General features: G+C 66.9%; 18 protein-coding genes. 5 read left to right on the forward strand and 13 right to left on the reverse strand.

What is annotated here, in order from left to right:
- Positions 1-47: 47 nt before the first annotated feature.
- The 3 genes from mgtA to LT948_RS07660 all read right to left on the reverse strand — a co-directional run bounded on the left by mgtA (position 48) and on the right by LT948_RS07660 (position 4,373).
- On the reverse strand, positions 48-2,759 hold the full coding sequence (gene mgtA, locus LT948_RS07650; RefSeq protein ID WP_003095335.1) for a magnesium-translocating P-type ATPase: 2,712 nt from the start codon (positions 2,757-2,759) through the stop codon (positions 48-50).
- 226 nt (positions 2,760-2,985) lie between these two features.
- Complete coding sequence (locus LT948_RS07655) at positions 2,986-3,204, reverse strand: hypothetical protein (protein WP_003095337.1); 219 nt, start codon at positions 3,202-3,204, stop codon at positions 2,986-2,988.
- A gap of 329 nt (positions 3,205-3,533) precedes the next feature.
- Positions 3,534-4,373, reverse strand: a complete 840-nt coding sequence (locus tag LT948_RS07660; RefSeq protein WP_003095340.1) for an arylamine N-acetyltransferase family protein — start codon at positions 4,371-4,373, stop codon at positions 3,534-3,536.
- Positions 4,374-4,497: 124 nt separating this feature from the next.
- On the opposite strand from LT948_RS07660, the gene LT948_RS07665 reads away from it, so the two are divergent.
- Complete coding sequence (locus tag LT948_RS07665) at positions 4,498-4,953, forward strand: DUF2214 family protein (RefSeq protein ID WP_014603340.1); 456 nt, start codon at positions 4,498-4,500, stop codon at positions 4,951-4,953.
- Positions 4,954-4,957: 4 nt separating this feature from the next.
- Here the strand turns inward: LT948_RS07665 and lpdA are convergent, their stop codons facing one another.
- Positions 4,958-6,361, reverse strand: a complete 1,404-nt coding sequence (lpdA, locus tag LT948_RS07670) for a dihydrolipoyl dehydrogenase (RefSeq protein ID WP_031277449.1) — start codon at positions 6,359-6,361, stop codon at positions 4,958-4,960.
- A gap of 173 nt (positions 6,362-6,534) precedes the next feature.
- On the opposite strand from lpdA, the gene LT948_RS07675 reads away from it, so the two are divergent.
- Positions 6,535-7,074: a PaaI family thioesterase gene (locus LT948_RS07675; RefSeq protein WP_023092658.1), complete on the forward strand. Its 540-nt coding sequence runs from the start codon at positions 6,535-6,537 to the stop codon at positions 7,072-7,074.
- Positions 7,075-7,141: 67 nt separating this feature from the next.
- Positions 7,142-7,702, forward strand: a complete 561-nt coding sequence (locus tag LT948_RS07680; protein ID WP_003110503.1) for a TetR/AcrR family transcriptional regulator — start codon at positions 7,142-7,144, stop codon at positions 7,700-7,702.
- A gap of 4 nt (positions 7,703-7,706) precedes the next feature.
- Here the strand turns inward: LT948_RS07680 and LT948_RS07685 are convergent, their stop codons facing one another.
- Positions 7,707-8,504 carry an SDR family NAD(P)-dependent oxidoreductase gene (locus LT948_RS07685; RefSeq protein WP_004365417.1) on the reverse strand — a complete coding sequence of 266 codons (798 nt, stop codon included), beginning with the start codon at positions 8,502-8,504 and terminating at the stop codon, positions 7,707-7,709.
- 230 nt (positions 8,505-8,734) lie between these two features.
- Between LT948_RS07685 and trhA the strand changes: the two genes are divergently transcribed.
- A complete protein-coding gene (gene trhA / locus LT948_RS07690) occupies positions 8,735-9,352 on the forward strand; it encodes a PAQR family membrane homeostasis protein TrhA (RefSeq protein WP_003095352.1) in 618 nt (205 codons plus the stop codon).
- 45 nt (positions 9,353-9,397) lie between these two features.
- Here trhA and cntI read toward each other — a convergent pair whose 3' ends face one another.
- The 4 genes from cntI to cntO are packed head-to-tail and all read right to left on the reverse strand — an operon-like array spanning position 9,398 to position 14,479.
- The gene (gene cntI / locus LT948_RS07695) at positions 9,398-10,252 is read right to left on the reverse strand and encodes a pseudopaline transport inner membrane protein CntI (protein ID WP_003104336.1); all 855 of its coding nucleotides are present in this window, start codon (positions 10,250-10,252) and stop codon (positions 9,398-9,400) included.
- On the reverse strand, positions 10,234-11,535 hold the full coding sequence (gene cntM / locus LT948_RS07700; protein ID WP_003095356.1) for a pseudopaline biosynthesis dehydrogenase CntM: 1,302 nt from the start codon (positions 11,533-11,535) through the stop codon (positions 10,234-10,236). Before cntM ends, cntI begins: the two co-directional genes overlap by 19 nt.
- A complete protein-coding gene (gene cntL, locus LT948_RS07705) occupies positions 11,532-12,323 on the reverse strand; it encodes a pseudopaline biosynthesis protein CntL (RefSeq protein ID WP_003095359.1) in 792 nt (263 codons plus the stop codon). The genes cntM and cntL overlap by 4 nt, the downstream gene beginning before the upstream one ends.
- Positions 12,324-12,352: 29 nt before the next feature.
- Positions 12,353-14,479, reverse strand: coding sequence for a pseudopaline transport outer membrane protein CntO (gene cntO / locus LT948_RS07710; RefSeq protein WP_023092659.1), 2,127 nt, complete (start codon positions 14,477-14,479; stop codon positions 12,353-12,355).
- A 141-nt stretch (positions 14,480-14,620) separates the two neighbouring features.
- Here cntO and LT948_RS07715 point away from each other — a divergent pair, with 141 nt between their 5' ends.
- Positions 14,621-15,775, forward strand: coding sequence for a DUF1624 domain-containing protein (locus tag LT948_RS07715; protein WP_003112330.1), 1,155 nt, complete (start codon positions 14,621-14,623; stop codon positions 15,773-15,775).
- A gap of 252 nt (positions 15,776-16,027) precedes the next feature.
- Here the strand turns inward: LT948_RS07715 and speA are convergent, their stop codons facing one another.
- The 4 genes from speA to LT948_RS07735 all read right to left on the reverse strand — a co-directional run bounded on the left by speA (position 16,028) and on the right by LT948_RS07735 (position 20,374).
- Entirely contained in the window at positions 16,028-17,938 is a 1,911-nt protein-coding gene (speA, locus tag LT948_RS07720) for an arginine decarboxylase (protein ID WP_103119280.1), read from the reverse strand.
- A gap of 250 nt (positions 17,939-18,188) precedes the next feature.
- Complete coding sequence (locus LT948_RS07725) at positions 18,189-18,560, reverse strand: translation initiation factor Sui1 (RefSeq protein WP_003106225.1); 372 nt, start codon at positions 18,558-18,560, stop codon at positions 18,189-18,191.
- A 203-nt stretch (positions 18,561-18,763) separates the two neighbouring features.
- Positions 18,764-19,300: an NUDIX hydrolase gene (locus LT948_RS07730; RefSeq protein WP_003095369.1), complete on the reverse strand. Its 537-nt coding sequence runs from the start codon at positions 19,298-19,300 to the stop codon at positions 18,764-18,766.
- A gap of 3 nt (positions 19,301-19,303) precedes the next feature.
- Positions 19,304-20,374 carry a DUF2333 family protein gene (locus tag LT948_RS07735; protein ID WP_003095371.1) on the reverse strand — a complete coding sequence of 357 codons (1,071 nt, stop codon included), beginning with the start codon at positions 20,372-20,374 and terminating at the stop codon, positions 19,304-19,306.
- Between the last annotated feature and the right edge of the window lie 278 nt (positions 20,375-20,652).

The following is a 20,652-nucleotide window of genomic DNA, read 5'->3' on the forward strand; positions in this document are numbered from 1 at the left end:
GCTTGCCGACGCGCCGGGAAAGGCCGGGACGAAGCCCGGCCGATCGCTCAGAACCACTGGCCGAAGCGGCGGATGTAGAGGGTCTTCATGGTCTGCGCGGTGACGCAGTAGCAGAGCAGCGTGCCCACCAGCCAGGGGAAGTACTCCCACGGCAGCGGCTGCAGGCCGACCATCGCTCCCAGCGGCGAGAACGGCACGTAGATGCCCAGCGCCATCACCAGCCCGGTCATCAGCATCACCGGCAGCGCCGCGGTGCTCTGGATGAAGGGAATCTTCTGGGTACGCAGCATGTGCACCACCAGGGTCTGCGAGAGCAGGCCCTCGATGAACCAGCCGGACTGGAACAGCGACTGCATTTCCGGGCTGTTGGCGGCGAACACGAACCACATCAGCGCGTAGGTGGTGATGTCGAAGATCGACGAGGTCGGGCCGATCCAGACCATGAAGCGGCCGATGTTCTTCGAGTCCCACTTGCGCGGCTTGGCGAGGAACTCCTTGTCCATCTTGTCCCACGGCAGCGACAGCTGGGAGATGTCGTACATCAGGTTCTGCAGCAGCAGGTGGATCGCCAGCATCGGCAGGAAGGGGATGAAGGCGCTGGCCACCAGTACCGAGAACACGTTGCCGAAGTTGGAGCTGGCAGTCATGTTCAGGTACTTCATGATGTTGCCGAAGGTCTCGCGGCCCTTGATAACGCCCTCCTCCAGGACCATCAGGCTTTTTTCCAGGAGGATGATGTCGGCCGATTCCTTGGCGATGTCGGTGCCGCTGTCCACCGAGATGCCGACATCGGCATCTCGCAGCGCGGGGGCGTCGTTGATGCCGTCGCCGAGGAAGCCGACGGTGTGTCCGTTGCCCTGCAGGGCCTTGAGCACCCGCGACTTCTGCAGCGGCGTCAGCTTGGCGAACACCGTGCGCTCCTCGGCCAGGCGTTGCAGGGTGGCATCGTCCATCAGGTCGATGTCGCGACCGAGCAGCGGCTCGCCGACGTCCAGGCCGACCTCGCGGCAGATCTTCGCGCTGACCACCGGGTTGTCACCGGTGAGCACCTTCACCGCCACGCCGTTCTCGCGCAACGCGGCGATGGCCGGGCCGGCGGTTTCCTTCGGCGGATCGAGGAAGGTCAGCAGGCCGGCGATCACCAGATCGCGCTCGTCGCTGGCGCCGTACTGGGCCTGGGACTCCGTGCGCGAGAGGCTGCGGGTGCCGAGCAGGAGCACGCGGAAGCCGTCGCGGTTGTATTGCTCGGCCAGCGCCAGCAGGGCCCGGCGGCGTTCCTCGTCGAGCGGCAGGTCGACGCCGTCCTGGTGCACGCGGGTGGCGATCTCGAGCATTTCCTCGACCGCGCCCTTGCACACCAGCAGGTGTTCGCCGTCCTTGCCCTCGAGGATCACCGAGAGACGCCGACGGACGAAATCGAAGGGCAGTTCGTCGACCTTGCGCCAGGCATCCGACGGCGTGATGCGCGGGTTCTGTTCGACGAAGGCGACCACCGCGCGGTCCATCAGGTTCTTCATCCCGGACTGGTGGAAGCTGTTCAGCCAGGCCATTTGCAGGACCCGGTCGCAGCGCCGGCCGGCAACGTCGACGTGATGCTCGAGGATGATCCGGTCCTGGGTCAGGGTGCCGGTCTTGTCGGTGCAGAGCACGTCCATGGCGCCGAAGTTCTGGATCGCGTTGAGGCGCTTGACCACCACCTTGCGCCGCGACATCGCCACCGCGCCCTTGGCCAGGTTGGCGCTGACGATCATCGGCAGCATTTCCGGGGTCAGGCCGACCGCCACGGCGAGAGCGAACATGAACGCCTCGGTCCAGTCGCCCTTGGTGAAGCCGTTGATCAGCAACACGATCGGCACCATCACCAGCATGAAGCGGATCAGCAGCCAACTGACGCTGTTCACCCCACGGTCGAAGGCGGTCTGCGCCCGCGAACCGACGATGGAACGGGCCAGCGAACCGAAATAGGTGCGCGCACCGGTGGCGACCACCACCGCGGTGGCCGTGCCGCTGACCACGTTGGTGCCCATGAAGCAGATGTTCGGCAGTTCGAGCAGGTCCTGCTGGTCGGCGGCGATCCGCTTGGCGGACTTCTCGCGGACCGCGCCGAGGGTGTCGTATTTCTCCACCGGTAGCGCCTCGCCGGTGAGTACGGCCTGGCTGATGAACAGGTCGCGCGATTCGATCAGGCGGATGTCGGCGGGGATCATGTCGCCGGCGGACAGGCGCACGATGTCGCCGACCACCAGTTCGCCCATGGGGATTTCCCGCAGCTCGCCGCGCATCCCGCGCTCGTCGCGGCGCAGCACGGTGGCGGTGTTCCGCACCATGGCCTTGAGCGCCTCGGCGGCCTTGCCCGAGCGGTATTCCTGCCAGAAGCGCATCAGGCCGCTGACCAGGACCATGCAGAGGACGATGATGACGCCAGTGAGATCGGTTTCCTCACCGTCCTGCAGCGGCAGCCAGAAGTCGGTGAAGAAGCTGATCGCAGAGAGCGTCATCAGCACGTAGATGAAGGGGTTGTTGAACGCCTGCAGCAGTTGCACCAGGACGTGTGGCGGACGGTCGTGGGCCACTTCGTTGGGGCCGTCGGCGTGCAGCCGGGCGGCGGCCTCGGCCTGGTCGAGGCCGTCCTGGCGACCGCGGACATTGGTGAGGGTGGTTTCCAGGCTGTTCTGCGCTTCGCGGGCGGCGCGCATGGACAGTCGGTCGTTGCGGCGCTCGGTGTCGAGCTGGGTATTGCGTTGGGTCGCTACGCTCATGACTCGGTCTCCTGTCGCGAGCTGCGCGACGGCGACACGAGTCGGTTGCCGGTCAGGTGACAGGCAAAGGCGTGCCGGGTCGCGATGTTCGCGATCGGTGGGAAGAATGTTCGGCTTGTCCGGGTGAGGCCCACTGCGCGCGGCCGCTCAGGCGGCACGCAGCAGGCCGACTTGGTGGTTCGTCCATGGCAGGCTCCTTGTGCGAAGGGTTAGGCAGGAGAAAGCGTCAGCCGCGCATCGGGCGGCGACCGCTCTCAGGGTTCTCTTCGACCTGCGTCTCCAGGCGGCGATACTCCAGGCGACCGCCGGCCGGGTCGACACGCCAGGCGAGGCTCGCAGGATGGCCGTGGCCGGGAAGGATCGCGCCGGGGGACTGCGCGGCGCGCACGCGCATCTTCGCCACGAAGGCGGATACGCCGGGGGATACCGAATTCTCGAAGTTCATGACTCACCTGTACCCGGCGTGCCGGACACGGGTGAGAAGCAGTGGGTCAGCCCAGGATGCCGCTCAACCGACCGACCCGTTGCGGGTTCCGTCGTGCGTTGGTTTGGGTCATCGCACCAGCCGGCATCTGCTGGGCCGGGCGACGACTACTGGGAATACTGTCCATGGCTCTCTTCGTAGGGGGAAAGAAAGTGCCCGGCTCTGCGGGCGGGGGTTTTATAGACCTCTTGCCAGACGAGGTCAACCGAAAAAGCCGTTTCGTTCAGGCTTCTATGGAACATCGGAAAATTCCCGCAGGAGTCCGGCGAAAAGACACCGGCCAAAAGCGCTCAGGCGGAGATCAGTCCCGCCAGCCGTCGCGCCAGCGCCGGCACTTCGGAGGCCGGGTCGAGGCGCAGGCGAAAACGGGTCTGCAGGATGTCCAGCAGTTCCTCGACGTCGCGCAGTTGGCGCTGCAGCGTCTCGCCGTTGCCGGCGCGCTGGCCGAACAGCCCGTCGGCCAGGGTCAGGCGCAGGTCGCCCTCGGTTATGGCGGCCTTCAGGCCCTGGCGGAACACGCTGTGCGGGTGGGTCGAGGTGTACCAGTTGCGCGGGATGTAATCGATCCACAACTGCGGGCGCAGGTCGAAGCGGTACAGCGGCAGCCAGCCGCTGCGACCGCGCACGGCGCTTTCGTAGAGACCGGCGTGCGGGTCGACCAGGCGCACGCAATGCACCTGTCCGGCGTCCGCCTCGTCGCCCGGCAAAGGCAGTGCTCGCGGCGGATTGGCCGAGCCGAAGCCGACATCCACCAGGAACTCGCCCTCCGCCAGGTACAGACGCAGCATCAGATGCGATTGCTGGGTCAGCGGCGCGTCCTCCGGGAGCCCCCAGCGTACCCGTGCCACCAGCAGTTCCAGTTCGTAGCCGAGGGCCAGCAGCAGGCGGGCGAACAGCGAGTTGAGTTCGAAGCAATAACCGCCGCGGCTGCCCTCGACGACCTTGGCGAAAACCTTGTCGGCGTCGATCTCGATGGGACGGTCGAGCAGCACGTCGAGGTTCTCGAAGGCGACCCGGCGCAGATGCGCGTCGATCAGTCGGTCGAGACTCGCCAGGCTCGGCGGACCGGGATCGTCGATGCCGATATGGTGCAGGTAGGCATGGGTCTGCTCGGGCGTCAGCGGGGTCATGGCGGGCTCCGGAAAATGGCCAGCTCGATTCTAGACGCATTCTCGGGGAATACCGGAAGCGCCGTCAGGCACATTGGCCCGGGGTCTGCTTGACTGTGCCCATCCCACCCCGAGGAGCGCCGCCATGGCCCAGGCAATCGTCGCCTACCTGCACTACCTGTCGATCTTCCTGCTGTTCGCCCTGCTGGTGTTGCAGCACCGCCTGCTGCGCCTGCCGCTGGACCTGGAGCGCGCCCGCAGCCTGGCGGCGATCGACCGCGGCTACGGCCTCTGCGCCCTGGCGGTACTGGCCAGCGGGCTGGCGCGGGTGCTGTGGTACGGCAAGGGCCTCGACTATTACCTGCACAATGGCCTGTTCCACGCCAAGGTCGGGCTATTCGTCCTCGCTGCCCTGGTCTCGCTGTTGCCGACCGTTACCTTCCTTGGCTGGCGCGGCGCCCTCAAGGCCGGCGAAGTGCCGGCGGTGACGCCGGCCCGGGGCCGGCGGGTGGTCATGGCGGTGCGCCTGCAACTGCTCCTGCTGCTGGTCATTCCGTTGCTGGCTACGCTGATGGCGCGCGGCTTCGGCATGCGCGGCTGAGCCCTCAGTTCTGCATGGCCCGGCCATGCACGTCCATCGCCGCCTGGCGCAGCGCCTCGGAGCGGGTCGGATGCGGATGGCAGGTCAGCGCGAAGTCCTCCGCCGAAGCGCTGAACTCCATGGCCACGCAGGCTTCGCCGATCATCTCGCTGACGCCCGGCCCGATCATGTGCACGCCGAGCACCTGGTCGCTGCGGGCATCGGAGAGGATCTTGATGAAGCCTTCGCTCTCGTGGTTGATCTTCGCCCGGCTGTTGGCGCTGAACGGGAAGCGTCCGACCTTGTACTCGCGCCTCGCCGCCTGCAGCTGCTCCTCGCCGAGGCCGACGCTGGCCACTTCCGGCTGGGTGTAGATGACCGACGGAATCACCTCGGCGTTCATCTCCGCCGCATGCCCGGCGATCCGCTCGATGCAGACGATCGCCTCTTCCTCGGCCTTGTGCGCCAGCATCGGTCCCGAGGTCACGTCGCCGATCACCCAGACGCCCGGCGCCGCACTGCGCTGTCCCTGGTTCTCCAGCATGCCACGACGATCGCTGGCCAGGCCGACCGTCTCCAGCCCCAGTCCTTCGGTATAGGGGCGCCGGCCGATGGCCACCAGCACGTAGTCCGCCTGCAGCGATTCCGTAGCGCCGCCGGCGGCCGGTTGCAGGTCGAGTTCGACGCCCTGCTCGCCACTGCGCGCGGCGACCACGCGGGTGCCGAGGCGAAACCGCATGCCCTGGCGGGTCAGGGCGCGCTGGAGGGTCCTTGCGGTTTCCCCATCCAGCCCCGGGCAGATCCGCTCGAGGTACTCCAGCACCGTGACCTGTGCGCCCAGCCGGCGCCAGACCGAACCAAGCTCCAGGCCGATCACGCCGGCGCCGATCACCACCAGGTGGCGAGGCACTTCGGCCAACTCCAGGGCGCCGGTGGAGTCGAGGATGCGCTGGTTGTCCACCGGCACGCCGGGCAGCGGCGCCGGTTCCGAACCGGTGGCGATGACGATATCGCGCGCCTCCAGTTGCGCGTGGCCGCCGTCGGCGAGGTCCACACTGACCCGGCCCTCGCCTTGCAAGCGCGCCCAGCCCTTGATCCACTGCACCTTGTGCTTGCGGAAGAGGAATTCGACGCCACGGGTCAGGGCGGCGACGCTCTCGTCCTTCTGCTTCATCATCTGCGCCAGGTCCAGTTCCGGGCTGACCCGGATGCCGAGCCGGGCGAACTCGCCGCCGCTCGCCGCGGCGTATAGCTCCGAGGCGTGCAGCAGGGCCTTGGACGGCATGCAGCCGACGTTCAGGCAAGTCCCGCCGAGGGTTTCGCGACCCTCCACGCAGGCCACCTTCAGGCCTAGCTGGCCGGCGCGAATGGCAGCGTTGTAGCCCCCCGGACCGGCGCCGATCACGATCACGTCATAGCTTTCCATCATCCTGCTCCTCGGTTGTCCCGCCACGGCCCCCCTCAGCGTAGGCGACGCCGGCGCAAATAGAGGAAACGCCGCGTAGAGGGACCGAAAGCGATTGTATTTCACTCTTCATACAAAGCTTATATGATGACCGTAATTTTCCTGCAACCCTTTCCCACCACGACAGGAGCACCACCATGGAACAGCCCGGCCGCGAAGACCGCCTGAACGCCTGGATCGCCACCGAGCGGGCCGCCCGCGCCCGCCTCGGCGCCAGCGGAACCCTGGAGCTGGCGCAAGTCGCCGCGCTCTCCCCGCAGGAGTTCTTCGACCGCATCGGCAGCGGCGAGCTGCCCTGCCCGCCCTACGGCGAACTGGTCGACTTCGTTCCCATCGAGTGGTCCGAAGGGCGCTTCCTGTTCCAGGGCATCCCGGACCGCCGCCACTACAATCCGCTGGGTAGCGTGCACGGCGGCTACGCCGCGTCGCTGCTGGATTCCTGCATGGGCTGCGCGATCCATACCCGGCTCCAGGCCGGCCAGGGCTATACCACCACCGACCTGCGGATCAGCTACCTGCGCGCGCTGACCGACAAGGTCGGCCCGGTGCGCGCCGAAGGCCGGGTGGTGCACCTCGGCCGCTCGACGGCGGTCGCCGAGGGCCGGTTGTACGATGTCGACGACCGTCTCTACGCCGTCGGCTCGACCACCTGCCTGGTCCTGCACATGGCCGGATGAACGCGGCTTCGCCAGGGAAGGCCGCCAGGCGTTAAGATGACGACCTGCATTCCAAGGTATCGAAACCATGCGTTATCCCGAAGACCACAAGCAGAAGACCCGCCGGCGTATCGTCGAGGAGGCTGCCCGGCTGTTCCGCCAGGACGGCGTCGGCGCCACCGGGCTGCAACCGCTGATGAAGGCCCTGGGCCTGACCCATGGCGGCTTCTACGCGCACTTCAAGTCCAAGGACGACCTGGTGGAAACCGCGTTGCGGCATGCCGCGGCGCAACTCGACGAAGTCACCGCGCCCCTGGCGGAGGCGGAACGACCGCTGGCGCTGCTGATAGAGCAGTACCTGTCGCCGCGTCACCGCGATAACCCCGGCGCCGGCTGCCCGTTGCCGACCCTGTCGGCGGAACTCGGCCAGCGCGGCACGCCGAGCCCGACCACCGACAGCATCGTGCGCAAGCGCCTGGCGATGATCGAAGCGGCCCTGGAGGGCGAGGACGCAGGCGAGCGCGCCGTGCTGCTGCTCGCTTCGCTGGTCGGCGCGCTGCAACTGTCGCGCAGCGTGCAGGATGAGGCGCTGTCGCAACGGATACTGGAAGCGACGCGCAAGAAGCTGCTGGAGCAGATGGAGCGCTAGGGCCTCAGCCGAGGTAGCGCTCGGCCGGCCGCTGCCGCGACAGATTGGGCGCGAGCCTGGCCCGCGCCGTCATCAGCGCCTGCCAATCGGCCGCATCCGGCAACGACGGGATGGTCACCGCTTCACGCCGATCGAAACCGACCAGCGCCGCCTCCACCAGGTCCTCGACCTCCATCACCATCTCCGCGGGAATCCCGGCGATTCCGGTGCCGCTGCGCTCCCAGATCTCGGTACGGGTGACGCCGGGCAGCACCGCCTGGACGTAAACGCCGCTGCCGGCCAGCTCGTGCTGCAGCGACTGGCTCAGGCTCAGCACGTAGGCCTTGGTCGCGCTATAGACGGCATTGAACAACTCCGGCGCCAGCGCCACCACCGAACCGAGATTGACGATGGCGCCGCCGCCACGCCGGCGGAACCCCTCCGCCGCACCGGCAGCCAGGCGGGTCAGGGCCACTACGTTGAGGGCGATCATCCGCTCCGCCCGGTCCATGTCGGCATCGGCCAGCGGACCGTTCATCGCCACGCCGGCGTTGTTCACCAGCAACGCGATCGAGGCGTCATCGCGCAACCGTCGCTCGACCCGCAACCTATCGTCGCGCTCGGACAGGTCGGCGCGCAGGATCTCCACCCTGACCCCGTGGGCTTGGCGAAGTCGATCCGCCAGGGCTTCCAGGCGTTGCCGGTCGCGCGCCACCAGCAACAGGTCGTGGCCACGGCGGGCCAAGTGCTCGGCGTAGGTCGCGCCGATTCCGGAAGAGGCGCCGGTGATCAGGGCGACGCCATTGCCAATCTGTTCGTTCATGTGGGTTCTCGCTGGAAAAAAGCCTGACCGCTGACAGCGGCTATTTATATTACACACTTAATATTATGATCGTAATTAAAACCGTCAAGCCTTTATCCGTTCCAACGAGCAGGGAAGGATGAGGAGAACCTTCATGCAACCGTCACGGAAAACGCCAATAAAAGGTCAGGACCCACGCCACCCCGACATGCCCTACCATGGCGTTGTCCATCGCGGGAGGATCATGCGTCATGTATCACGGTGAAAGACTCAATGCCTGGACCCACCTGATCGGTGCGGTCGCCGCCTGCACCGGCGCCGTCTGGCTGACGGTCCAGGCGAGCCTCAACGGCAGTCCGTGGAAGATCGTCGGGGTCGGCGTCTACGGCGTCACCCTGACGCTGCTCTACAGCATCTCGACCGCCTACCACAGCGTGCGCGGGCGAGCGAAGGTGGTGATGCGCAAGCTCGACCACCTGTCCATCTACCTGCTGATCGCCGGCAGCTACACGCCTTTCTGCCTGGTCACGCTGCGCGGTCCCTGGGGCTGGACGCTGTTCGGCATCGTCTGGGGCCTGGCCGTGCTCGGCATGCTCCAGGAGATCAAGCCACGCTCCGAGGCGCGGGTGCTGTCGGTGGTGATCTACGCGGTGATGGGCTGGATCGTGCTGATCGCGGTGAAACCGCTGCTCGCCGCCCTCGGCAGCGCCGGCTTCACCTGGCTGGCGGCCGGCGGCGTGCTCTATACCGTAGGGATCGTCTTCTATGCCTATGACCACCGCTTCCGCCACTGGCATGGCATCTGGCACCTGTTCGTGATCGCCGGCAGCCTCCTCCACTTCGTGGCGATCTGGCGCTACGTACTCTAGGCGCGGTCCGGCGCGAAGCAGCGGGGAGCCGGTCGCGCCGGAGGCTCAGCCCTTCTTCGTCCGCGACAGCGCGATGCACGCCACCACGATCAGCACGCCGCCGGCGATGGTCAGCGCGTCCGGCACCTCGCTCCAGAACAGCCAGCCCCAGCCGGCGTTGAAGACGATGCCGATATAGCGGGTCACCGCAACGATGGTCGCGCTCTCGTGACTGAAGGCGCGGGTTAGGAACACCTGGCCGAGCAGCGACACCACCCCGATGGCCAGCAGCAGCCCCCACTCGCGCAGCGTCGCCGGCACCACGAAGTCGTTCCACATCAGCGGGATGGCCACCAGGGTGGCCACCGCCAGGAAGTAGAAGACGATCTCGTAGGTATGGTGCCGCGCGCTCAGTTGGCGGATCGCCACCGAGGCACCGGCGGCGAACACCGCGCTGAGCAGGCCGACCACGGCGTATACCGAGTAGCTGGAATAGCTGAACGGCTTGACGATCATCAGCGCGCCGAGCACCACCACCAGCAACAGCCAATAGACCGCCCGGGGAATCCGCTCGCCGAGGAACAGCGCGGAGAAGAGGATGACGAAGAACGGCGACATGTGCGCCAGGATGCTCGCGTCCGCCAGCGGGATGTGGGCGATGGCGTAGAAATAGCAGACCAGGTACAGCGCCCCCATCACCCCGCGCACCAGCAGCATCGGCACGCCCTGGCGCGACAGGGCGACACCGGCCTGGCGCATCAGCAGGTAGATCAGCAGGGTACCGATGGCGCTGCGGAAGAACACGATCTCGGCAGCCGGCAGGGTGGCGCTGGCTTCCTTGACCAGGGCGTTCATCACGCTGAAGGTGAAGGACGCCAGCACCGCCAGCAGCACCCCGCTCTTCAGCAGGTCGAGCACCACTGGCGATAGATGGCGTCCGCCGCCGGACGGCTGTCGATCGGATACAGGCTTGGATGGCACTGGCTCGCTCCTTGGCAATCGATGAATCGGGACACGGCGTTCTCGTAGCTCGCCAGCAGGCTGCGCGCCTGCGGCATGGCCAGGTCGAAGTGGGCGGCCAGCGCGACGATCAGCGCCAGCTTGCGATAGTCCTCCAGCGGCACCCGCGGGAGCCGCCAGAGTCCATCCTCGTCGCGACTGACGCGGCGGAACGGCACGGCGGAAAAGTCGAAGTGGCGACCCTGCTCGTCGGCCGGAGAGAACGGATCGACCAGCAACGCCGCGTAGCGCACGAACAGCAGGTATTCCTGGCGCTCGGCGCCGGCCTCGGCGAAGCCGTCGATGGCCGCGCGCGGCAGCATCGTCTCGTGCACCGGGTAGTTGTCGTCGTTGAGGAACCGCAGCAGGTTCAACGGCTCGGCGCCCATCCGCCGCAACAGTTCGCTCAGCTCGCACCACAGCCGCCGCATGGCGCCGATGGCCCCGGGGGTGATAGGTCCCTCCGGGTAGAGCTTGTACATGAAACCGGGCGGCCCCTGCTCGGAAAGTATCCGGGCGAGGGCGAACTCGCCGAGAAAGAACGGACTGTGCACGTAGGTGGTGACGTTGCGGCCCTCCGCCGCTTCCGGCGTCGCCAGGGGTACTACCTCAACCCCGCTGCCGGCCAGGACTCGCCGCCAGGTCTCCCGCGCCGGGCAGTCCGGCCGGCTGGAGCCCAGGTAGACCCTGCGCTTGACCGCCTTGGTCAGGGCCCGCAGCGGTTGTGTCTCGTCGATCACCTTGGTCGCCGCGTAGTAGCTGGACAGACTCAGCACGGTCGCCTGGCACCCCGCCGGCAGGGCGCTGCGCACCAGCAGGTTGGCGCCGATGAAGGCGGACACCAGCAGCAGCGTGCGCACCCCGCCGAGTCGCTCCCAGGGCAACCCGCGGACCACGTCCAGGTAACTGTCGGCCGGCACGCAGAGCACCAGGGTCTGCCAATCGTCGCGAAGCTCAGCGGGGTCCTGGTGGAAGACGTCCAACGCGGCGTTGCCGGACAGCCAGCGATGCTGCCCCTGCCCTTCCAATTGCAGGCAGGCGCCGCGCGCCAGGGCCTCGGCGATCCGCTGGCTGCGCCGGCCGGGATGGTTCAGCGCGCCGAGGCGACCGGCACCGTGGCGGCGCAGGTCCAGCGCGACCTGGATCGCCACCGCGCCCAGACCGACCAGCAGGACGTTGCCCAGGCTCTCATCAGCGGCGTTCATCGACCGGCCTTCTCCAGGATCAGGGTGTCGTACAGCGGCTGGCTGACCCGCTCCGCGCAAACCTGCCAGCCCTCCAGTTCGGCCGGCTCAACCGGGTAGTTGAACAGTCCCTTGATGCCGCTGCCGTGACGCAGCAGGACCTTGGCGTCGGCGCGCATGACCTGGCGGATCTGCGCCAGTACCGCGCTTTTCTGCTGCACCAGCGAAGCGATCAGGAAATGCGTGGCATCGCGGGAAAACGCCAGTTCCGCCGGCGGCAGCGAGGAAAACTGCATGCGCGCCTCCAGCCCCTGGCAGCGGGCGATCTCGCGGGCATAGCCCAGGGCCTCCTCGTCGATGTCCAGGCAGCACAAATGTGCGCCGACCTCCCGCGCCAGCACCAGGGCCGAGGTCGGCAGGGCACCGGAGCCGACGAACAGGACCCGTGCATCGGCATCTATCCCGGCGCTGTCGAGTTCGCCGCGGATGGATTCCAGCAGGCTACCCAGGTAGCGGCCCATCTCGCCGGGTTCATGCAGCACGCCCTGGCAAAGGTGCTTCTCCAGTTCGCAGAGGGCCTGCACCGCCGCGTCGCGCAGGCGCAGGCCGAGCGCCTGCAATGCAGGGTCGTCCGAATCGGCCTGCCACTGTGCCCGGCTGCAATCCTCCCCGATCAGTCCGCTCAGACGGTCGAGCTTGCGCCTGAGGATCTCGTAGCAGCCGCAACACTCGCGGGCATAGACGGTGAGCAGGCGAATCTCGCATTCCAGTTCGCGGAGGGTTTCCAGCAGCGGTGTGCGTCCTTGCATGGCATGGCTTCCTGGCGGCGGTAGAGGGCTCAGTAGTTCAGGGTCAGGCTCATGGTCAGGTTGCGCGGCTCGCCGGGGGCGACCCAGACGTTGTTATAGGAACGCTCGTAGTAGCGACGATCGAAGAGGTTGTTGACGTTCACCCCGAGGGTCGCATTGCTCGCCAGCGGATAGTGCGCGAGCAAGTCGACGGTGGTGTAGGCCGGCAGTTCGAAGCCGCTGTCGCTGCTGTCGCCGGCGCGCTCGCCGACATAGTTGACCGCCGCGCCGGCGTCGGCGCCGTGCAGCCAGCCTTCGCGGAACTCGTAGACGCCCATCAGGCTGCCGCTGTGCTTCGGCACGTTGAGCAGGCGGCTGCCACGGGCGATGTTCTCGTCCTTGGTCACTTCGGCGTCGATATAGGCGTAGGCGCCGATCAGCCGCAACTGCTCGGTGAGTTGGCCGCTGAACTGCAGGTCGAAGCCCTGGCTGCGCGCCTCGCCGGCGGTCTGCTGGTAACCGGGATTGCTCGGGTCGGCGGTGAGCACGTTCTTCTTTTTCAGGTGGAACGCGGCGAGGGTCATGCCCAGCCGGCCATCGAGCAGGTCGAGCTTCACCCCCGCCTCGTAGCCGCGCCCCTCCTCCGGGTCGAAGGCCTTGCCGGCCATGTCGGTACCGCCATTGGGCTTGAAGGATTTCGAGGCGTTGGCGAACAGGCCGACCTCCGGGGTCGCCTGGTACAGCACGCCGATGCGCGGGGTGGCGGCACGCTGGGTCTGCTGCGAGCTGGTGTCGCGGAAGCGGCCATTGTTCAGGCGCGTGGCGTTCATGTCCTGGCGGTAGCGGTCGAAGCGCACGCCGAGCAGGCCGCGCCATTTCTCGCTGAACTCGATCTGGTCCTGCAGGTTGAGCGCCATCGCGTCGACTTCCTCGTGGTTGCGGTCGTCGCGTCCGAAGGGTGGTTTCGGCTGGCCGTAGACCGGCCGGCGGATGTCGATGGCATAGGGGTTGCGCGACGGGATGCTACGCAGGATCAGTTCGTCGTTGTGGTAGCGCTCGTACTCCAGGCCCATCAGCAACTGGTGGCGGATCGAGCCGGTATGGAGGTCGCCGAGCAGGTCGAGCTGGGTGATGCTGTCGTGCCACTCGAAGTCGCGGTAGCGGTACTCCCGGCGCAAGGTGTAGCCGTCGGCGGCGAGGCTGGAGTTCTCCGAGGCGTAGCCGTCCAGGTGACCATGCTTGTAGTGGCTGGCCAGGCGCAGGCTCCACTGCTCGTTGAAGTGATGGCGCAGGGTGGCCTGGAGGGTTTCGTTGTTGTTGTCGATCTTGCCGTCGTCCGGCTCGCCGAAGAACCGCGAGCGCGGCAGGCTGCCCAGGTGGTTGTGCGGCGCCACGGTGCCGCGGTCGAAGACCTGGCGGTTGCGCACCACCTCGGCTTCCACCAGCAACGAGGTGTCCGGGTCCAGTTGCCAGCTGAACGATGGCGCCACCAGCAGGCGCTGGCCCTCGGCGTAGTCGCGGAAGCCCTTGCTGTCCTCCACCGCCAGGTTCATCCGGTAGAGCAGGTCGCCCTCTTCGTCCAGCGGCGTGTTCAGGTCCAGGGTCGAGCGGTAGCGGTCCCAACTGCCGGCGCTGGCATGCAAGCGGGCGAAGCGCTCGGCCTGGGGCTTCTTGGTCACCAGGTTCACCGTGCCGCCGGGATCGCCGCGCCCGTACAGGCTGGAGGCCGGTCCCTTGAGGATTTCCACGCGCTCGATGGTGGCGCTGTCCGGGGCGTTCATATAGCCGCGGTTGGCGCTGAAGCCGTCGCGGTAGAACTCCGAAGTGGTGAAGCCACGGACGTTGTACTCGAACATCGTCAGGCCGCCGAAGTTGTTCTGCCGCGAGACCCCGCCGGCGAAGTCCAGCGCCCGTTCGATACGAGCGCTGTCAAGGTCGTCGAGCACCTGGCGCGGCACCACGCTGATGGCTTGCGGGATGTCCTCGATACGGGTGTCGGTGCGCGTCGCGCTGGCCGACCGATTGGCCCGGTAGCCCTGCACCGGGCCCTCCGCGCGCTCCGCTTCGGCGGTGACAGTGAGGACCTCCAGCTCCGCGGGACTTTCCGTTTCCGCCCAGAGCGCCGGACTGCTGCAACCGAGGCCGACACCGAGGACAAGCGACACACTGACTCTCATGGGAAATCGCACCAGAAAAGAAATGATATACTATAACGCTACCAGTTCGATTCCGGCCTCGCAATACAATGCCCGGCTCTATCTCGCTTCTCGCCGCCAGGCTGTGATACTCATCCCTCTTTTCCGACGACCAGCCCAGCCATGCCCAACTCCATCTCCAATTCCTCCCGCCTGCACAGCATCGACGCCCTGCGCGGCCTGGTGATGCTGTTCATGCTGCTCGACCATGTCCGCGAGACCTTTTTCCTGCACCGCCAGGTCGGCGACCCGATGGACGTCGCCAGCACCGAGCCGGCGCTGTTCCTCAGCCGCACCCTGGCGCACCTGTGCGCGCCGGTGTTCGTCTTCCTCACCGGCCTGTCGGCATTCCTCTACGGCGAGAAGCACCAGGGACGCCGGGCGGTCTCGGCGTTCCTGTTCAAGCGCGGGTTGTTCCTGGTGGCGCTGGAACTGACCCTGGTGAACTTCGCCTGGACCTTCCAGTTGCCGCCGACGGTGATCTACCTCCAGGTGATCTGGGCGATCGGCCTGAGCATGCTCGCCCTGGCCGCCCTGCTCTGGTTGCCGCGCCCTCTGCTCGCGGCGCTCGGCGTGCTGCTGGTGGCCGGCCACAACCTGCTCGATCCGCTGCATTTCGCTCCCGGCTCGGCCTGGCACCTGCCGTGGGCGGTGCTCCACGACCGCGGCTGGATCGAAGCGGGCGACGCCCTGCGCCTGCGCACCTCCTACCCCCTGCTGCCGTGGATCGGTGTGATCGCCCTGGGCTATGCCGCAGGCAACTGGTTCAGCGGCGCCACGCCGGCGACCACGCGCCGACGCTACCTGCTGGCGGGCGGTGGCGGGCTGCTGCTCGGCTTCATCCTGCTGCGCCTGCTCAACGGCTATGGCGAGAAACCCTGGGCCTTCGGCGAGACGCCGGCGATCACCCTGATGGGCTTCTTCAACGTCACCAAGTATCCGCCGTCGCTGCTGTTCCTCGCCCTCACCCTGGGAATCGGCCTGCTGCTCCTGGCCTGGTTCGAACGCCTGGACTGGAGCGGTCGCGGCAAGGCCCTGGTGGCGTTCGGCGGAGCGCCGATGTTCTTCTACCTGCTGCATCTCTACCTACTGAAGCTGCTGTACCTGCTGGCGCTGGCGATCTGGGGCGCCAACCGGGGCGACTACTTCGGTTTCTCCTCGGTGCCGGCGCTATGGCTGTGCAGCATCCTGCTGGCCGTGGCGCTGTACCCGGCGGTGCACTGGTTCGCCGGTTTCAAGGCGCGGCGGCGGGATATCGCCTGGTTGAAGTACTTCTGAGGCGCGGAGCATCCAGGAGCCGCTGAAAAAGTCCGGCCCTTCCCCCCACGGGTAGGACGAATGACGCGAAGCGTTATCCGCCGGACACAGCAGGCAACCACGCCGACGTCCACCGCCGGCAGGGAAGCGGAAATGAAGGGGTTGCGCGGAATTCCCACATAACGAGCAGGATCTGAAACGAAATGGCCGGCGGGCGCCTCGCGCCAGCCGGCCATTGCCTGGTTCGCTTCCCGTCGCCGACGGGCTAGCCAGTCAGGACAGGTACGCCGAGCGGGTCAGCCCCAGGCGCAACGCATCCAGGTACTGGTTGCGCTCGCGGGCGGTGAGCTTGGCCCCGGCGACCTTGTCGCGGTAGAGGGTCATCAGTTCCTCCGGCGACAGGTGCACGTAGCGCAGCATGTCCTCGATGGTGTCGTGGGTCTCGATGCCGGCGTGATAGATGCCGCCGTCTGTGCGCTGGTAGACGTTCACCGAGTCGGTGTCGCCGAACAGGTTGTGCATGTCGCCGAGGATCTCCTGGTAGGCGCCGACCAGGAACACCCCGATCAGGTAGTCTTCGCCCTCCTTCACCTCGTGCACCGGCAGGCTGGTCTCGATGCTCTGCTCGTCGACGTACTGGGTGATCTTGCCGTCGGAGTCGCAGGTCAGGTCCTGCAGTACCGCGCGCCGATCCGGCTCCTCGCCCAGGCGGTGCAGCGGCAGGATCGGCAGCACCTGGCCGATGGCCCAGGTATCCGGCAGGCTCTGGAACACCGAGAAGTTGCAGATGTACTTGTCGGCGAGCTTGTCGTTGAGTTCGTCGAGGACCTGCCGGTGGGAGCGCTGGCGGGCCTTGAGCTGGTTGTGCAGGCGCCGGCAGATAGCGAAGTAGCACTGCTCGGCGAGGGCTTTCTGCGCCAGGCTGATCTTGCCGTCGGCATACTGCGCGGCGGCGTCGCCGATGTAGTGGGTGGCGCGCCAGTAGGTCTCGGTGACCATCTCGGCATCGGTCGGGCCGAGCAGTTCGGCCAGCCAGCGGACGATCTCCGGCTGCTCGTCGAGATCGACGATCTTCGGCACGTCGTCGTTGTGCCGCTCGACGTCGGTGACCTGGGTGATCAGCACCGCATGGTGCGCGGTCAGCGCCCGGCCGCTCTCCGAGAAGATGTGCGGATGCGGCAGGCCCTGGGCGTCGCAGAACTCCTTGAGCATGCCGACCACCACGCCGGCATAGTCATCGATGTCGTAGTTGATCGAGCTGGCGTTGCGCGAATGGGTGCCGTCGTAGTCGACGCCGAGGCCACCGCCGACGTCGATATGATCCACCGGCAGGCCGAGCGCGCGCAGCTCGCCGTAGTAGCGGATGGCTTCCTTGAAGCCGTGCTGGTAGTCGGCCAGGTTGGCGATCTGCGAGCCCATGTGGAAATGCAGCAGGCGCACGCCCTGGTCGAGACCGGCCTGGCGGAAGCGCTCGACCACCGACAGCAGCTGGGCGGCGGAAAGGCCGAACTTGGCCTTCTCGCCACCGGTATCTGCCCACTTCGACGAAGCCAGCGAGGACAGCCGCACGCGCAGGCCGACCTGGGGCTGCACGCCGACGTTGGCGGCCTCCTCGATCACCAGCTGCACCTCGGATTCCTTCTCGATCACGATGAACACGTTGTGCCCGAGCTTCTGCCCCATCAGCGCCAGCTTGATGAACTCGCGGTCCTTGTAGCCGTTGCAGACGATGGTGCCGCCCTTCGGGGCCAGCGCCAGCACCGCCATGAGTTCCGGCTTGGAGCCTGCCTCCAGGCCGATGGAGACGTTCTCGGTGGCGATGATGTTCTCCACCACCGCTTCCTGCTGGTTGACCTTGATCGGATACAGCGCGGTATAGCGGCTCTGGTATTCGAGGCGCTCGATGTTCGCGTCGAAGGCGCCGGTGAGCTTGCGCACGCGGTCCTGCAGGATATCCGGGAAGCGCACCAGCAGCGGCAGGCTCAGGCCCGCCTCGCGCAACTGGCCGACCAGCTCGTAGAGATCGATGGGCGTCGAGTCGGCGCCCTGCGGACGCACTTCGACATTGCCGCCATCGTTGATGGCGAAATAACCCGCACCCCAGTGGCGGATGCCGTATACGCCGCGGCTGTCGGCCACGGTCCAGTTGCTGCCATCGTCTTTGCGAGTCCGTCGAGCGGCCATGCGCGGTGATCTCCTCAATGTTCGGGGTCGGGCGGGCGCCGGGATCTCCGGATGGCCCTGGGCCGGCACGCCTGTGGTGGAGGCTAGCCGGAGGATGTGACGTTGCCGTGTTGACCGCCACACTGGGCGGTAGTTTAGGAAAGCCGAGGAAATCCGCTCATGCGGGTATCCGCAGTCTCCCATCTAGGGAAAGGGCTGGTGCGGCCTTCGCGGTGCCGGACCTGCCCGCTCTCTGCAGGGGAGAACGCGGTCAGCCGCCGGACTTCTTCGCCTTGAAACCGCGCTTGAGGAGTTCGTCGATCAGCAGTTCGACATGCTCGCCCTGGATCTCCACCACGCCGTCCTTGAGACTGCCGCCGGTGCCGCAGCGCCGCTTCAGCGCGCTGGCCAGCTCCTTGAGCGCATCGCCGGCGAGCGGCAGGCCACTGATGGTGGTCACCGTCTTGCCGCCGCGGCCCTTGGTCTCGCGGCGCACGCGCGCGATCCCGTCGCCGACAGGCGCTACGGCCTGCCCGCAGATGCAGGCGTCTTTGGGTTGCTGGCAGTCCGGGCAATGCCGGCCGCCATCCGTGGAATACACCAGCCCGCCGAGGGCGGACAGGGACGAAGCTTTTTTGACCACCGGGCGTTTCCCCCAGAATGGCCTCGACGGGCCAGGTCAATAACGATGGCCGGCGGGAGCCGACCGCGACGCCCCACTCAGGCAGGGGCTGCGCAGGGGCGGCATGGGGACCGCCCGAAAAGGTCGCGCAATTTAGCAGCATTGCGAGCAAATGCTAAGAGCGAAAATGCGCCATTGATCGGTGAAATGGCGACATCCGCGGCTCAGGCATCCAGGTACAGGCGCAACGCCTGCAGGGAATCGGGGCAGTACGGCAGGCTGCGAGCCTCTTCCAGCGCCAGTTCGGGACGGATGAAGCGTGCTTCGGAGATTTCCTCCGCCTGCAGACGCAAGGGCGCATCGGAGACGGCGGAAAACACCGCGCACCAAAGCCGGTTGCCCGGTTCGTCGAAGAAGAAGCGGCCATGTTCGCGTAGGACCGCGTCGCGAATTCCCAGCTCTTCCTCCAGTTCGCGGGCGGCGGAGTCGGCGTAGGGCTCGCCGGCCTGGACCATGCCGCCGGCGGCGAGGTCCCAGTACCCCGGATAGACCGCCTTGCTCAGGGTCCGGCGCTGCACGCACAGCTCGCCGGCGGAGTTGAACAGCAGGATGAAGGTGCCGCGACCGATCAGCCCGCGCTCGCGCAGCTCCGCGCGCGGCAGGCTACCGAGCGGGCGGTCCTGCTCGTCGACCCAGGCGATGAGTTCGGCGTCGGAGGCGGCCCGGTGGGCCACCTCTTCGGCGCTGATCGGCGCGGCCATGGGTCAGCCCTGGGAAAGCAGCTGGCGCAGGTCGATCACCGCGGCGTTGGCGCGGGAAATGTAGTTGGCCATCACCAGCGAGTGGTTGGCCAGGATGCCGTAGCCGCTGCCGTTCAGCACCATCGGGCTCCACAGCGGCTCCTGCGCGGCCTCCAGCTCGCGGATGATCTGCCGCACGCTGACCGTGGCGTTCTTCTTCGCCAGCACGTCGGCGAAGTCGACCTCGATGGCGCGCAGCAGGTGCGACAGCGCCCAGGCCTGGCCACGGGCCTCGTAGAAGACGTTGTCGATCTGCAGCCAGGGGGTTTCCTGGACCACTTCCTCGACCTTGGGCGCCTCGCCCGGCTGTACTTCTTCGGGGTTCTTGATGTTGGTGTTCAGCTTGACCCGGCCGACGCTCGCCGACAGGCGCTGGGACAGCGAGCCCAGGCGGGTGGCGACGTCGCCCAGCCAGTTGTTCAGGTTGTCGGCGCGGGCATAGAACTGCGCGTTGGGCTGGTTCGGGTCGGACAGGCGGGCCAGGTAGCGGTCCAGCGACTTGATGCCTTCCTGGTACTCCGACTCGGACGCCGGCAGCGCCCAGCTCTTGTTGTCGAAGTTGAAGCGCGGCTCGGCGCGAGCCAGGTCGGCGTCCTCGGTGGACTGCGACTGCGAACGGGCGAAGTCCTTGCGCAGCGCCCGGCTGATGTCGCGCACCTGGACCAGCACGCCATACTCCCAGCTGGGCATGTTGTCCATCCAGATGCCCGGCGGGAAGATGTCGTTGGAGATGTAGCCGCCCGGCTTGGTCAGCAGGGTGTCGACCACTTCCTTGAGGGTCTCCACCGTGGTGTAGCCGGTGACCATCTGCCGCCCGGCGCGCTCGGCGGCGGCCTGGGCGTCCTGCTGCACGGGGAACAGGTCGGGTTCCTGGCTCCAGTACCAGCCGACCAGCATCGCCACCAGCAGGTAGACGCCCAGCAGGCCTCCCACCACGCGCACCAGCCAGGGGCCGCCGAAGTAGGTACGCACATCATCCACGGAATTGTCCACGCGATCGCGCATGGTCCCACGACGCTTCTTCCAGTCCAGCATGGCAAGGGTCCTTAAAACAGCTCGATAGATGGGGGATTGGACCATGGCGAACGCGTTCCGTGCCAAGCGCCAACCCTTCCAGGACGCCGAAAACCTCGGCATCGTCGGCTTTCAGCGTAGTGGAAGCCGGTTTTGTGCCGGAATGCTCAGTGAGAATTTTCCGAAACAGGCATAAGCATGCCGTAGTCCGTCGCACAAAGGCACCCACCAACAGGTGGGGATGACATTTGGAAAAGAAAAGGCTCCTCTCGTCAGCCGCCCAACGGCCGCTGGCTTTC

Origin of the sequence: Pseudomonas sp. CP-1 (assembly GCF_021213715.1) — a bacterium.
In the GTDB taxonomy this organism is placed as follows: domain Bacteria; phylum Pseudomonadota; class Gammaproteobacteria; order Pseudomonadales; family Pseudomonadaceae; genus Pseudomonas; species Pseudomonas aeruginosa.

What these genes read in the sequence shown, in the direction of transcription:
- mgtA (WP_003095335.1), bottom strand. Translation starts at nt 2,759, where the DNA reads ATGAGCGTAGCGACCCAACGCAATACCCAGCTCGACACCGAGCGCCGC.
- LT948_RS07655 (WP_003095337.1), bottom strand. Translation starts at nt 3,204, where the DNA reads ATGAACTTCGAGAATTCGGTATCCCCCGGCGTATCCGCCTTCGTGGCG.
- LT948_RS07660 (WP_003095340.1), bottom strand. Translation starts at nt 4,373, where the DNA reads ATGACCCCGCTGACGCCCGAGCAGACCCATGCCTACCTGCACCATATC.
- LT948_RS07665 (WP_014603340.1), top strand. Translation starts at nt 4,498, where the DNA reads ATGGCCCAGGCAATCGTCGCCTACCTGCACTACCTGTCGATCTTCCTG.
- lpdA (WP_031277449.1), bottom strand. Translation starts at nt 6,361, where the DNA reads ATGATGGAAAGCTATGACGTGATCGTGATCGGCGCCGGTCCGGGGGGC.
- LT948_RS07675 (WP_023092658.1), top strand. Translation starts at nt 6,535, where the DNA reads ATGGAACAGCCCGGCCGCGAAGACCGCCTGAACGCCTGGATCGCCACC.
- LT948_RS07680 (WP_003110503.1), top strand. Translation starts at nt 7,142, where the DNA reads ATGCGTTATCCCGAAGACCACAAGCAGAAGACCCGCCGGCGTATCGTC.
- LT948_RS07685 (WP_004365417.1), bottom strand. Translation starts at nt 8,504, where the DNA reads ATGAACGAACAGATTGGCAATGGCGTCGCCCTGATCACCGGCGCCTCT.
- trhA (WP_003095352.1), top strand. Translation starts at nt 8,735, where the DNA reads ATGTATCACGGTGAAAGACTCAATGCCTGGACCCACCTGATCGGTGCG.
- cntM (WP_003095356.1), bottom strand. Translation starts at nt 11,535, where the DNA reads ATGAACGCCGCTGATGAGAGCCTGGGCAACGTCCTGCTGGTCGGTCTG.
- cntL (WP_003095359.1), bottom strand. Translation starts at nt 12,323, where the DNA reads ATGCAAGGACGCACACCGCTGCTGGAAACCCTCCGCGAACTGGAATGC.
- cntO (WP_023092659.1), bottom strand. Translation starts at nt 14,479, where the DNA reads ATGAGAGTCAGTGTGTCGCTTGTCCTCGGTGTCGGCCTCGGTTGCAGC.
- LT948_RS07715 (WP_003112330.1), top strand. Translation starts at nt 14,621, where the DNA reads ATGCCCAACTCCATCTCCAATTCCTCCCGCCTGCACAGCATCGACGCC.
- speA (WP_103119280.1), bottom strand. Translation starts at nt 17,938, where the DNA reads ATGGCCGCTCGACGGACTCGCAAAGACGATGGCAGCAACTGGACCGTG.
- LT948_RS07730 (WP_003095369.1), bottom strand. Translation starts at nt 19,300, where the DNA reads ATGGCCGCGCCGATCAGCGCCGAAGAGGTGGCCCACCGGGCCGCCTCC.
- LT948_RS07735 (WP_003095371.1), bottom strand. Translation starts at nt 20,374, where the DNA reads ATGCTGGACTGGAAGAAGCGTCGTGGGACCATGCGCGATCGCGTGGAC.